At 42.9% G+C, this 12662-nt stretch carries 14 protein-coding genes; 5 read left to right on the top strand and 9 right to left on the bottom strand.

The features are described 5' to 3' along the window. Positions 1-4: 4 nt before the first annotated feature. The 8 genes from RIL182_RS02060 to moaC form a co-directional block, all read right to left on the bottom strand. A complete protein-coding gene (locus tag RIL182_RS02060; protein ID WP_006857216.1) occupies positions 5-1030 on the bottom strand; it encodes a molybdopterin-binding protein in 1026 nt (341 codons plus the stop codon). A 23-nt stretch (positions 1031-1053) separates the two neighbouring features. Next, positions 1054-1881 (bottom strand): selenium-dependent molybdenum cofactor biosynthesis protein YqeB, encoded by an 828-nt coding sequence (gene yqeB, locus RIL182_RS02055; RefSeq protein ID WP_044999015.1) that lies wholly within the window; start codon positions 1879-1881, stop codon positions 1054-1056. Positions 1882-1925: 44 nt separating this feature from the next. Further along, a complete protein-coding gene (locus tag RIL182_RS02050; RefSeq protein WP_006857215.1) occupies positions 1926-2162 on the bottom strand; it encodes a DUF3343 domain-containing protein in 237 nt (78 codons plus the stop codon). 169 nt (positions 2163-2331) lie between these two features. After that, complete coding sequence (gene selD, locus RIL182_RS02045) at positions 2332-3375, bottom strand: selenide, water dikinase SelD (RefSeq protein ID WP_006857214.1); 1044 nt, start codon at positions 3373-3375, stop codon at positions 2332-2334. Positions 3376-3468: 93 nt separating this feature from the next. Further along, the gene (locus tag RIL182_RS02040; RefSeq protein WP_006857213.1) at positions 3469-4605 is read right to left on the bottom strand and encodes an aminotransferase class V-fold PLP-dependent enzyme; all 1137 of its coding nucleotides are present in this window, start codon (positions 4603-4605) and stop codon (positions 3469-3471) included. Further along, positions 4602-5294, bottom strand: a complete 693-nt coding sequence (gene yedF / locus RIL182_RS02035) for a sulfurtransferase-like selenium metabolism protein YedF (RefSeq protein WP_006857212.1) — start codon at positions 5292-5294, stop codon at positions 4602-4604. Before yedF ends, RIL182_RS02040 begins: the two co-directional genes overlap by 4 nt. Before the next feature lie 127 nt (positions 5295-5421). After that, positions 5422-5922: a MogA/MoaB family molybdenum cofactor biosynthesis protein gene (locus tag RIL182_RS02030; protein ID WP_006857211.1), complete on the bottom strand. Its 501-nt coding sequence runs from the start codon at positions 5920-5922 to the stop codon at positions 5422-5424. A 73-nt stretch (positions 5923-5995) separates the two neighbouring features. Further along, a complete protein-coding gene (gene moaC, locus RIL182_RS02025) occupies positions 5996-6487 on the bottom strand; it encodes a cyclic pyranopterin monophosphate synthase MoaC (protein WP_006857210.1) in 492 nt (163 codons plus the stop codon). Positions 6488-6877: 390 nt separating this feature from the next. Between moaC and RIL182_RS02020 the strand changes: the two genes are divergently transcribed. The 5 genes from RIL182_RS02020 to RIL182_RS02005 all read left to right on the top strand — a co-directional run bounded on the left by RIL182_RS02020 (position 6878) and on the right by RIL182_RS02005 (position 11705). Continuing rightward, entirely contained in the window at positions 6878-9292 is a 2415-nt protein-coding gene (locus tag RIL182_RS02020; RefSeq protein ID WP_044999013.1) for a sulfatase-like hydrolase/transferase, read from the top strand. A 144-nt stretch (positions 9293-9436) separates the two neighbouring features. After that, complete coding sequence (locus tag RIL182_RS21075; protein ID WP_006857209.1) at positions 9437-9601, top strand: hypothetical protein; 165 nt, start codon at positions 9437-9439, stop codon at positions 9599-9601. Between the two features lie 51 nt (positions 9602-9652). After that, the gene (locus RIL182_RS02015) at positions 9653-10255 is read left to right on the top strand and encodes an alpha/beta fold hydrolase (RefSeq protein ID WP_006857208.1); all 603 of its coding nucleotides are present in this window, start codon (positions 9653-9655) and stop codon (positions 10253-10255) included. A 155-nt stretch (positions 10256-10410) separates the two neighbouring features. Next, positions 10411-11004 carry a DUF3267 domain-containing protein gene (locus RIL182_RS02010; RefSeq protein WP_006857207.1) on the top strand — a complete coding sequence of 198 codons (594 nt, stop codon included), beginning with the start codon at positions 10411-10413 and terminating at the stop codon, positions 11002-11004. 50 nt (positions 11005-11054) lie between these two features. Continuing rightward, the gene (locus tag RIL182_RS02005) at positions 11055-11705 is read left to right on the top strand and encodes a hypothetical protein (protein WP_006857206.1); all 651 of its coding nucleotides are present in this window, start codon (positions 11055-11057) and stop codon (positions 11703-11705) included. Positions 11706-12180: 475 nt separating this feature from the next. Here RIL182_RS02005 and ribH read toward each other — a convergent pair whose 3' ends face one another. Continuing rightward, positions 12181-12651: a 6,7-dimethyl-8-ribityllumazine synthase gene (gene ribH, locus RIL182_RS02000; protein WP_006857205.1), complete on the bottom strand. Its 471-nt coding sequence runs from the start codon at positions 12649-12651 to the stop codon at positions 12181-12183. Positions 12652-12662 lie beyond the last annotated feature (11 nt).

Raw genomic sequence — 12662 nt, 5'->3', positions numbered from 1 at the left:
TCGTTTACCAGCCCTTTCCAAATCCACAATTCGGGTAAATACAGTGGTCACAGTTTAGGCAGAGTCCCCCTTCTCCAAGCGCCGCAAGCTCTTCTGCTGTCACTTTATCATCAGCCATAATGCGTGGCAGTACCAGATCAAAGATTGTGCGCTTTGCATACATCACGCAGCCCGGCAGACCAAGGATCGGAACATTTCCGTTGTAATAGGAAATCAGAAACATCGCTCCAGGCAGTACCGGTGCACCGTAAGAAATGATCTCTGCCCCCGTGTTTTTGATGGCAAGCGGGGTTTTATCATCCGGATCAACACTCATGCCTCCGGTACAGATCACAAGATCTGCCCCTGCCTCGATCGCCGCAAGACATCCATCCGTAATCTTTTGATTATCATCATCAAAAGTTTCATGAAAAATGACTTCTGTATCATATTCTGCCAGCTTTTCCCGGATGACCGGTGTAAAAGTATCTTCGATCCTTCCATGATAAACCTCATTTCCGGTCGTGATGATCGCAGCTTTTTTCTTATGGAATGGCTTTAATGTAAAAATCGGGGCATCCGCACAAATTGCTTTTACACGTTCCATTTTATCTTTTTTGATGACAAGTGGAATAATTCTGGTTCCTGCAAGCTTGTCCCCCGCCTTCACCGGTGTATTTCCGTGGCGGCTGGCGATCATCATTTCACCGAAGCTGTTCACCTTTTTCAATTTTTCTTTGTCAACTTTTAACAGTCCGTTGCAGTCTGCAATCAGCTCAATTTTTCCCTCCTTAACATCTGACGGATGCATATGGTCGTTTTTACACATCTCATAAAGGATCTGCGCTGCTTCATTTTCATGAAGAATCGTGTCATCTTTTTCCCAGATGTAAATATGATCTTTTCCGACACTCAGAAGTACCGGGATATCTTCCTCCGTGATAATGTGCCCCTTGCGGAAAACCGCATCTTTTGTGACACCTTTAATGATCTGGGTAATGTCGTGGCAGAGAACCTGACCGACCGCATCTTCTGTTTTTATCAGTTTCATGAAGCGTATGCCCCTTTCTGTTTTTATGATAAAATATTACTGCCAAATGCGCAGACAACCTCAAGCACACTGCCCGCAATGCAGCGTGCTTTATCCGAAATGGTGAAACAATTTGACAGCTCACTTTTACGTGGATCAATGTCCGCGATCTTAAAGCCTTTTGTAACCGGGTATCCATCACGGATCAGTCCACGGATAATGCCAGGTATCGTGGCGGTCACGGAATATCTGCGGTTTTCTTTTTCATCCGCGATATAGGCGATTTCTTCGCCCTGCTCCACGATATCACCGATCTTGTGCACATTATAAAGGATTCCTTCCGCTCCCGCATGAATCACACGCTCTGCCGTATAACCGCCAATATTGCCTGGGATTCCGGTATTTGGAATGGCTGATCCCTCACGGATAATTCGACCAAGGTTATGCCCACGCATGGTCTCGATGACGATATCGACATCTACCCCCGCCGTAAATCCAGGACCTAATCCCACCGTGAGCGGTGCCATAGAACGGTTCGTTCCAAGATTTTTCTTGGCTAAGATCGCATCTACGACCACATCCGGTTTTAATGCCGTAATACTTGCTCCATCCGGATCTACAATCAATGGGACTTTCCCGGTATCGATCACTTTTTTTGCCTCTGCAGTATCTTTGATCAGCACTGCTTCCATGCCCTCTACCATGGCGCTGCCCTCATAAACTGCCTCACAGACGGCTACCTGACGGCGGATCGCCGCCGGGTGGTCTGTCTCTAACACCAGTACCGGAAATCCTGCCGCCCAGAGTCTGTGAATGGTTCCGGTGGCAAGATCACCGCCGCCTCTTACTATGATGAATGGTTTCTGTCTCATGTATTTTCCCTCTTTTAAACACTCCTGTTTTCTCAGGCAATCCCTCAAATCACCAGTTCAACACTCTGATCTGTTTCGATTCCAAATGTATGGATCTGCTCTTTTTTCTGTTCATATTCTGCCGGTTCCATCCGCCACGCAAGACCGCAGTCTGCAGAAAGCTGCCTTGGCACAGGAATCAGACGTCCGTTGATATGATTTTCCCCGCAGTATTTTTCCATTGCCATCGCCGCTGAAGTTGTATGAAACGTAATAATCCTGTAATTTTTCTTTTCTCTCATATATTTATACCGGAATTTTTTCTCGATTTTTCTTGTAATAAAGAGTCGCTTGCGACTCTTTCGCGCTCGAGCGGTGCTGTTTACAGCTAACTTCTGCTCCGCGAAATGCGCATCCCGCCCGGAGGGCTTTTTACATAGGACGTAATTTCCTATGAATTAAAAATATTTTTTACAGCACACCAACATAAATTTCTTTTTCTGCTTTTGGAATGATCTCTCCAACAATGGCTACCGGATGTCCCGCCTGTTTTAATTCCTCGAAAAGCGCTTCCGCCTGCTGGCTTTCCACCGCGATCAGAAGTCCTCCGGAAGTCTGCGGGTCAAACAGCACTTCCTCCATGGCAAACGATACATTTTCAAATGATACAAATTCGCCTACATGATTGCGGTTTTTCTGTCCTGCTGCCGTCAGTAAAAACTCATCCGCGTAATCGAGCGCTTCCTTTATGACCGGGATCTGATCTGCAAAAATACGGCAGGACAATTTTCCATCCATCATTTCATGCAGATGTCCTAAAAATCCAAATCCTGTCACATCCGTGCATGCGTGGATCTCATACGAATGGCAGATATGGGAAGCTGATTTATTTAACATAGTCATGGATGCAACCGCCTGTTCCATCGCCGCGTCCGATGCCTCTTTCACGCGGTTTGCAGTACAGACGATCCCGACGCCAAGTTTTTTGGTCAGGATCAATTTATCCCCCGGTCTTCCCTGATTATTGGGATAAATCTTATCCGGATGCACGGTTCCCATAACAGAAAGTCCATATTTCACATCCGCATCAGCGATCGAATGACCACCCGCAAGCGTTCCACCAGCTTCAATGACTTTCTCTGATCCCCCGCGCATGATCTCCCCCAAAACATTCAGATCCATGCTCTCAGGAAAACATACGATATTTAACGCCGTTTTTACCTCGCCGCCCATCGCATAGATATCACTGAGCGCATTTGCCGCAGCAATTTTACCAAAAGTGTATGGATCATCCACCATCGGCGGAAAAAAATCGAGCGTCTGTACGATCGCCGTATCATCAGAGATACGGTAAACTGCCGCATCATCCTTGCTATCGTAGCCGATCAACAGATTCTCATCCGCCGGTCCTTTAGGCAGACGCTCTAACACCCTGCTCAAAATCCCTGCTCCAAGCTTTGCGGTGCAGCCGCCACCCTTGCAAAATATGATTTTTTCGTCTTTCTGCTGTTCCATCTGCACGCCTCCAAAAAATTATTGCACTCAAAAATAAGTTCATCTTCACAGATACGCAATCCTGCCTGTCCATGCAGCTTTTTTCTTCAAATCTTATCCCGCCGCGATCTCCCTCACAGCTTTCACTGCAGTATCCACTTCCTCTTCCGTATTTAAATGGGAAAAGCTGAACCTTACCGCCCCCTGCGCTTTTGTTCCAAGTGCTTCATGCATCAGTGGGGCACAGTGCGCACCGGCGCGGACGGCGATCTCATAGTCCTCCCAGAGCCAGTCGCTCACACTGCCGGAATCTATATCTCCGATATTTAATGTGACAACTGCCACTCTGTTTTTTGTTGTAAAATCTCCATAAATCTTTACCCCGGAAATGTCTTTGACGCCGTTATAAAAACGCTCTGCCAGCGCCATTTCACGCCCGTAGATCTTATCAATACCGGTCTTTTGCAGATATCCCAAAGCCGCATACAATCCGGCGATTCCATGTCCGTTTAAAGTTCCCGCTTCAAGCAGAGTCGGCATTTCTTTTGGCTGTGTTCTGCTGTAACTTTGGACTCCGGTTCCTCCTGCGAAAAGCGGCCGGATTTCCACACCTTTTCGCACATAAATGCCTCCGGTTCCCTGTGGACCAAATAATCCTTTATGACCGGTAAAACAGAGTACATCGATATTTTGTTTCTGCACATCGATTGGAAGGACTCCCGCCGTCTGGGCGGCATCAACGACAAACAGCAAATGATGCTTTTGTGTAAATGCTGCAATCTGCTCTAAATCTGTCACATTTCCAGTCAGATTTGACGCATGCATGATTACAACCGCTTTCGTTTCCGGCTCATATGCATTTTCCAGTTCATCGTATGCGATCCGCCCCTTAGAATCTGCCGGAAGATAGGTTACTTTCACACCGCGCTGCTCCATCAGATACAATGGACGCAATACCGAATTATGTTCACAGACTGACGTGATCACATGATCTCCCGGTTCAAACAATCCCTGGATTGCAATGTTTAACGACTCTGTCACATTGGCGGTAAACGCAATACGAGATGCATCCTCCGCATGAAATAACTCTGCAAGCCGCTCTCTGGTTCCATAAATGATCCTCGACGCATCCAGTGTTGCCGCATGCGCTCCTCTTCCTGCATTTCCAATTGTATGAAATGCCGCCATGACGGCATGTTCCACTTCCGGTGGTTTTGGAAATGTAGTTGCCGCATTATCCAGATAAATCATGGTTTTACAATGTTTCCTGCCTGTGTCATTTTTTCAGCGATGACATACATATTCGTTACACTTCCCACCTGAAGTTTGTCCGTAAGACCATAGTGATTCAGACATGTTCCACAGGTTAAAATCTCTACTCCCTGTGCCTCTAATGATTTTAAATCCTCTAACGTCGGCGACTCCTCACAGGTCAGCTTTGCACCTCCGTTATAAAAAAGTATTGTCTGTGGCAGCACATCCTGCTCTGTGAGTGCATAAATAAATCCTTTGATAAGTACTTTTCCAAGTTCTTCATCGCCCTCACCCATATGATCTGCGGAGATCACAACAACCGTGTTTCCATGGATCGCATTTGGAGCACAGTTTTCTTCTTTTTCTGTCTCTGCCGCATCGTTTGCCGACAGTGCTGTGTTCCCTGCTGCCGCCTCTTCCCCGATCTCCATCGTCACTTTATACTGTCCGTCTGAAATCTTTTCTGACTTTACGCCATAACCTTTCTGGTTTGCCATCTTTGTCAGGTTCTGAACTGCGATCTCATTGTCCACCAGTGTCTCCACAACACCTGCACCATTAAGCTCTTTAATTGCATTTTTTGTTTTTACTACCGGAATCGGGCAGGTATCTCCCATTGCATTTACTGTAATCATAGTTATTTCCAGCCTTTCTGTTCTGATATTCCGTTCCACAAAAAAGGACATTACGGATCACTCCTGTAACGCCCTCGTTATTTTTTCTTAAGTATAACATTATTCCCAGAGAATGAAAAGATATTATTCAGCGAAGAACTCTATGCATTTCAGGTGCTTTCCAGCCTAAAGAGCGTTATCATCTCCGTGCACACTCCCCATCTCTCCCTAACAGGATATCCATCCCATGTTCCAACGAATCTAAGATATAAGTCAGGCTCTCCTCCACCGCCTTCGGACTGCCCGGCAGATTTACGATCAGTGACTGTCCACGGATCACACTCGCACCACGGCTTAACATGGCGCGTTTTGTGATCGTCATGCTGTAGGCGCGGATTGCCTCAGCAATTCCGGGTGCATTCCGGTCACAAACCGCAAGCGTTGCCTCCGGTGTCACATCCCGCATGGAAAATCCCGTCCCGCCTGTCGTTAAGATCAGATTGCATTTACATTCATCCGCAAGATGGATCATTTCCTGTTCCAATTCTTCCTGCTCATCCGGCAGCACTTTACAGGATACGACCTCGTAGTTTTCTGCCGGGAGAATCTCTCTGATCCTTCTTCCGCTGATATCCTCACGCTCTCCTTTGGAACCCTTATCGCTTGCTGTTATAATTCCTACTGTATATTTATTGTCCATATCATGTTTTCCTTTCGTCCTGTTCTAACACAACATTGTATATTTTGTCTTTCAGAAATCTTTGACACAGCTTTCAATCGCTGCATGATTCTTCACACACATAATGCCCGCTCTTGCCGCCATCCTTCTCCATCAGATGAATATCAGTAATCCGCATTCCACGGTCCATCGCCTTGCACATATCGTAAATGGTCAATAGCGTCACACTCACGCCTGTCATTGCCTCCATCTCCACACCGGTCTTCCCGATACAGGACGTTTTACAAAATGCTTCGATCGAATGCTCCTCATCATGCATCTCATAGCGGATCTCACAGTCCGTCAATGCGATGATATGACACAAAGGGATCAGTTCCGAATTTTTCTTCGCCGCCATGATCCCGGCAATACGCGCCACTCCAAGGACGTCTCCTTTTTTTGCGGTGTGTCCCTTGATTGCCGCATATACCTCCTCATTGACATATATTTTCCCGGCTGCCACCGCCACACGGTAGGTGTCATCCTTCGCATGAACATCTACCATGACAGCATTTCCTTCCTTATTGAAATGTGTAAACTCACCCATACGCAGCGCTCCTTTCCCAATTCAACATTTTCCTACACTGCTGTCTCCACATGCCTGTACAGACAGCGTCTTCCTATATCTGTGACTGCTCTATTTATTTTCTTTCCTTATTATAAATAGAACTTCTGCACACATGCAATCCCTATTTTCTTCCTGTTTTTGCCTGTTTTGGACATATTTTGTTCATTTTTTATTCATATTCCATAGAAAAACACAGATTGTTCATTCTTTTTTATTCATCTTTCCGATTGATTTTTTACCTGAGAAGCGATATATTCTCTTAGTGTCAAAAATAAGATTTTTACACACCTTTTACAAAATACTGGAAATGACAGCATTTCCGTTTACAGATAGACAGTTTGATATTACATGAAACTTTGGGAGGTCACTATGAAAGAAAAATTACAGTTTTGTCTTGATAAGATTTCTCTTATCCGCTCAAAATTACCAAAGAAAAAACCGCACAGCGAAAAATATTATAAAATGATTGCATTTTTAAACAAATATTCCTTAGTATTTCATTTTATTTTAGCATGCGTGCTGACGTTCGCAATTGAAGTGATTTCAAGAAGAGATTTCCTTTCTACCATCTCTTTCTTACATAATCACACACTAGCTTACCTTTACAACGCATTTATCGTATTTGCTTCGCTCTCGATCGTATATCTGTTCCGGTGCAGGGCACAGCTGCGTGTACTGATCAGCGGTTTGTGGCTGTTCCTTGGTACGATCAACGGTCTGATTCTTTCAAACCGTGTTACACCTTTCAGCTATACCGATTTAAAATGTATCTCTGATCTGTTCGCAATGCAGAACACAAACTACTTTACCGCAGAAGAGGCAACTCTTGTCGTTGGCGTTGTCGTTGCATTTTTCGTATTTCTAGGTTTCTTTTTTGCAAAAGGGCCAAAATATCAGGGAAAACGTCATTTTGTATTAGGTCCGGTTGCGATCGCTTCTTTACTTTTAGTCGGACTTCCGATCACAACACAGGCTGCACAGGGTTCTAACATCCTTGCTTCCTATTTTTCCAATATCGCTCAGGGTTATGCCGATTATGGTTTTGTATACGGTTTTTCCACCAGTGTGGTTGGCCGTGGTATGAGCAAACCGGATGATTATTCTGAGGAAACGGTCGATGCGATCGAAACTCTGGTTAATTCTTCCAAAGAACAGACCACTGTTTCTAAAGGCAGCGAACCGAATATCATCTGTGTACTGTTAGAGTCATTCACAGATCCTTACGAAGTAAACTTTTTAAATATGTCCGAAGATCCGATCCCGAATTTTCACAATTTAGAGAGCAATTACTCCACCGGATATCTCACTGTTCCGGTTGTCGGCGCAGGTACGGCAAACACAGAATTTGAAGTTTTAACCGGTATGAGCATGCAGTATTTCGGAACCGGTGAGTACCCTTACAAAACCATCTTAAAACAGACGGACTGTGAGAGTATCGCATCTGACCTGTCAAAGATCGGTTACGGCACACATGTAGTACACAACAATACCGCTACTTTCTACAGCAGAAACAATGCTTTTTCCATGATGGGATTTGATACTTTCACCAGTAAGGAGTTAATGAACATCACACAGTACACTCCAAATGGCAACTGGCCAACTGACGATATCTTAGTTCAGGAAACGGTAAAGGCTTTAGACTCCACAAAAGACCAGTCCGATTTTGTATACACGATCACTGTAGAAGGTCACGGTGATTACCCGACCGAAAAGATCTTAACAGATCCGGCAATCAAAGTTTCCGGCGCAGCCACAGAGGAATCAAACAATCAGTGGGAATATTATGTAAATATGATCCATGAAGTAGATGATTTCATCGGTGACCTGATCACTGCTGTTGACCGCCGCGGTGAAGATACCATCGTTGTTATGTTCGGTGATCATCTTCCTACCATGGGACTTTCTGATTCTGATATGAAATCCGGTGATATTTTCAAGACAAAATACATCACCTGGAATAACATGGGACTTCCAAAAGAGGATGCTGATCTTACAGCATACCAGCTTCTCTCCCAGATCACAGATCAGGCAGGTATCCACGAAGGAACCATGTTTAGTTATCATCAGACACAGCGCAATTCCGAGACATACTTAAATGGTCTTGAGAATCTGCAGTATGATTTACTTTACGGCAAAAGATATACTTACAGCGGCGAAGATCTCTATCCTGCTACCGACCTTCAAATGGATGTGGAAGATGTCACAATCTCCAATATCCGCAAAAATTCTGACCGCAATATCCTGGCTGTTTACGGTTCAAGATTTACCAAGAATGCAAAGATATTTGTAAATGGTGAGAAAGTTCCTACTAACTATATTTCTTCTGCACTGGTAACAACAAGTCTGGATAACGTAAAAGATGGCGATACGATCAGTGTCAATGTCCTCGGTTCAAAAGGAATCCTGCTTCGTGCCGGAGCAGACGAGGTTGTCTATGAGGATCCGGATGTGATCCATGAGACAGAGACAGAAGATCCGACCGAAACAACCGAAGTACCAGTCCCTGCATCCACATGGAATCTGAACATGCCTTCTTCGGAAAAGACAGATATGAAATCTTCTGAAAGCACGGAAGTGAAATCGTCCGAAAATACGGAGGTAAAATCGTCCGAAAATACGGAGGTAAAATCGTCCGAAAATACGGAGGTAAAATCGTCTGAGAGTACTGAAGTGAAATCGTCTGAGAACACTGAGGTAAAATCCTCTGAAAGTACAGAAATGAAATCCTCTGAAAGTACTGAAGTGAAATCTTCCGAAAATATCTCTGACACACTTGGCAGATAGCTTTATTAAAAAATCAAAATAACAGACAAGTCCGATATGTGGCAAGATGCTGCTATTGGGCTTGTTTTTTTGTAAAATAATTTTGATTACATTATATCCTGTGTTAAAATGGAATCAATAAATCGGAGTTTCAGGAGGAAAATCATGAGCAGTAGGGGAATTTTTATTTTAGCGATTACATGGATTGTTATGTCACCGTTTTGGTTCTGGGCAGAAAATATTGCGTTAGGTATCATATGGCTATGTGGCGGAGTCATTGAACTATTTATCGCATTAGTGAGACGCAGCAAAGAGAAGAAAAGCAAGTAAATTCAAGTTTGTTTGTGCATTGATGGTTATCTTGAGCTTAGGAGGCGTTTAATGAAAACTGTTTTTTTACATGGGTTGGGACAAACTGCACAGGACTGGAAAAAAGTAGTCCAACAACTATCAATTTCTGATGTCGATTGCCCAGAACTTTTTTCTTCAACAGAAGATGAAATATCCTATTCGCAGATTTTGGGTGATTTAGAACAGCGGTATTCAGAAGTAAAAGAGCCGCTTCGTATCTGCGGTCTTTCGTTAGGTGCGCTTCTTGCGATTGATTTTGCTATTCGACATGAGGAAAAAGTGGATTCGCTGGTTTTGATTGGCGCACAATATAAAGTTCCAAGTTTACTGATAGATTTTCAAAATCTTATCTTCCGTTGTATGCCAAACAAGGTTTTTGAAAGTATGGGACTATCAAAAAGCAGCACCATAAAATTGGCTCACTCTATGCGGTCATTGGATTTTACTTTGCAATTAAATAATATTCGTTGTCCAGTAACAATTTTGTGTGGCAAAAAGGATACTACCAATCTAAAGGCTTCTAAAAGGCTAAAAGAATTGCTACCCCAAGCTACTTTGCACATCGTTCCAAATGCAGGACATGAACTCAATAAATATGCACCAAACACGATTGCAGAGATATTAAATCAGTAAATTTATCGTGCAAAAAATATAGTAAGATGAATTGTCTGACAGGTAAGCGATCTCTTTCACTTTCATCACAACATCCCACTGTCCTTAGAGAGATGGACGAAGTATAATGTAAGCAACAATCGGAGTTTGTTACTCTTTTTGGAGGTGAATTGGTAATGATAAAATTAAAAATGTCTATTGAAGATATAAGTGAGTATCAGACAGGTATTTTACCAAAGAATGCTGTTAAAATAGAAACACCTCAGAGCATTGAAGAGATGATGAAAAAAGCGGCACCTATTGCAGCGGTATTATGTATTTTAATGTTTGTAACGATGCTGTGTAAAACAGTTATGAACAAGACAGTTGTTATTTCGCATGTATTTATTTTGATTGGTTTTTGCCTGGGGTATATTTGTTTGGTGATACACGAGTGGTTACATGGGATTGTCTATCCGAGAAACGCACTGGTTACGATAGGTAAAATAACGGGTAAGATATCATTTGTTGCATTAGCATCATATCCTCTGAAGCGAAGAAGGTTTATTGTAATGTGCCTATTACCATTTGTGCTTGGAATAATACCATTATTGATTTTTATTGTTAGTCCGGCAGAATATAGAGAACTAAATGGACTAATGTTTGGCATGTCATGTATGGGTATGGTTTCGCCATTTCCCGATGTATATAATGTTTTTATTGTCTTAAAAAATGCAAATAAAAAAGATGCAATAATGTTTTATAAAAACGATATGTATAAGGTATCGTAAATTCCAGTTTATTAGGATGATAAATTTTATTTTGAATAGGACAGGTGTTTATGAAAAAAAGCGCGAGCGCAGTTTCTGTTATTGGAGGAGCCGATGGACCGACCTCCATTTTTTTTAAGAAAAATGCAAAACTTACTCTAAAACAGAAAATTCAAAGAGCAAAAAATAAAATTAAGCGGTTCTATGTGGATAAAACCCTTTCATGTGAAAGTCATAGTTTGGATGAAGTAATAGAGTATATCGTAAATAGATATAGGTTTGCTGAAGTCGATAAGGATGCTGAAGAATTTCCAGAAGAATATCAGCAGATGAGAGCCTCTTTTATCATTCAATATGCTCCAGAATTATTAGGAGAATCTACTGCATGTCCTAAATTAAAGAGCGAATCGCCAAAAGATGTGGAGGCTTATATCAGGCAAAGCGAGGAGCGAATGCAGAGGGCAATGGAAATCCCTTCGACAGAATTTGATATTGACTTTCATAAATTCAAAAAAGCATTTGATGATATCAATGATACCATGTATATTGTTATCGAAAAAAAATATGCATATATTGGCGGTGGGGCTGGTGGAAATAAAAAGGTGGTTAAAAACTTTCAGAGTATCTATAAAGATATATACAGATATTACGGTGTCACAAAAGAGGATAAAGTAAGCAAATCGGAACGATATAAGGATGTGGTTCGAACCTTGAGTCAGTAATACAGTTTTGCAATCATTCAAGATATAGAAAAATCTATAAAAAAGGAGCTGAGACACTGCTGATTTTAATCAGATAGTTTGACAGCCCCGAGACCGTTTCAAGTTTTGTGTAAACGCTAAAAACTGATATAAGATTTGTGAATAGTTACAAATGGGCAGAGTCGATTTTCCGGATTCTGCCCATATCTGCATTATACAGGAGTTTTTGGGCATGTCAATAAGACCTGCCCAAAACAAGCTGGTTTTACAGGTTGCGTCCGTTCAGACGCTCTTCAAATTTCTCTCATTGCTGCTTTTTGTGGGCTGTCTTTTCTTCTTGCCATAAAAATAACCTCCAAGCTGAGTAATTTTATCTTACATCAGTTTGGAGGTTTACACAAACTTTGGGATGCTCCCTTTTAATTAGAATCCTGGAACGAACCATTTTTAAGGCAGCTTAGAATCCAGAAACATCTGGCCCCGCCTGGTCTCTTCTTTACTTTTCCATTACACGCATCAGATTCACCATCTCGATCGCACCCACAGCGCATTCATATCCCTTATTTCCCGCCTTGCTTCCGGCACGCTCGATTGCCTGTTCAATATTGTCTGTCGTAAGGATGCCAAACATAACCGGAATTTTGCTCTGTAAGGAAACACTTGCAATCCCTTTGGAAACTTCACTGCACACATAATCATAATGGCTCGTTGCCCCGCGTATCACTGCCCCAAGGCAGATCACCGCATCATACTTTCCGCTTGCCGCCATCTTCTCTGCGATCACCGGTATTTCAAATGCCCCCGGCACCCATGCCAGATCAATCTGCTCCTCCGGTACATCATGGCGCTTCAACCCGTCAAGTGCACCCCCGATCAGTCTTGACACGATAAATTCATTAAACCTCGCTGCCACGATCCCAATCTTAATGTCCTCTGCCCCTGTTAATTTTCCTTCTAAAACGTTCATTTTTTTATCTC

This window comes from Roseburia intestinalis L1-82, from assembly GCF_900537995.1.
Taxonomy (GTDB): domain Bacteria; phylum Bacillota; class Clostridia; order Lachnospirales; family Lachnospiraceae; genus Roseburia; species Roseburia intestinalis.
This window is presented reverse-complemented; position numbering and strand designations above follow the sequence as displayed.

Coding starts and splice junctions, on each gene's coding strand:
- selD (WP_006857214.1), bottom strand. CDS start 3,375: ATGGAACAGCAGAAAGACGAAAAAATCATATTTTGCAAGGGTGGCGGC.
- RIL182_RS02015 (WP_006857208.1), top strand. CDS start 9,653: ATGAAAACTGTTTTTTTACATGGGTTGGGACAAACTGCACAGGACTGG.
- RIL182_RS02050 (WP_006857215.1), bottom strand. CDS start 2,162: ATGAGAGAAAAGAAAAATTACAGGATTATTACGTTTCATACAACTTCA.
- yedF (WP_006857212.1), bottom strand. CDS start 5,294: ATGTCCTTTTTTGTGGAACGGAATATCAGAACAGAAAGGCTGGAAATA.
- RIL182_RS02040 (WP_006857213.1), bottom strand. CDS start 4,605: ATGATTTATCTGGATAATGCGGCAACTACATTTCCAAAACCACCGGAA.
- ribH (WP_006857205.1), bottom strand. CDS start 12,651: ATGAACGTTTTAGAAGGAAAATTAACAGGGGCAGAGGACATTAAGATT.
- RIL182_RS02005 (WP_006857206.1), top strand. CDS start 11,055: ATGAAAAAAAGCGCGAGCGCAGTTTCTGTTATTGGAGGAGCCGATGGA.
- yqeB (WP_044999015.1), bottom strand. CDS start 1,881: ATGAGACAGAAACCATTCATCATAGTAAGAGGCGGCGGTGATCTTGCC.
- RIL182_RS02020 (WP_044999013.1), top strand. CDS start 6,878: ATGAAAGAAAAATTACAGTTTTGTCTTGATAAGATTTCTCTTATCCGC.
- RIL182_RS02030 (WP_006857211.1), bottom strand. CDS start 5,922: ATGGACAATAAATATACAGTAGGAATTATAACAGCAAGCGATAAGGGT.
- RIL182_RS21075 (WP_006857209.1), top strand. CDS start 9,437: ATGAGCAGTAGGGGAATTTTTATTTTAGCGATTACATGGATTGTTATG.
- RIL182_RS02010 (WP_006857207.1), top strand. CDS start 10,411: ATGATAAAATTAAAAATGTCTATTGAAGATATAAGTGAGTATCAGACA.
- RIL182_RS02060 (WP_006857216.1), bottom strand. CDS start 1,030: ATGAAACTGATAAAAACAGAAGATGCGGTCGGTCAGGTTCTCTGCCAC.
- moaC (WP_006857210.1), bottom strand. CDS start 6,487: ATGGGTGAGTTTACACATTTCAATAAGGAAGGAAATGCTGTCATGGTA.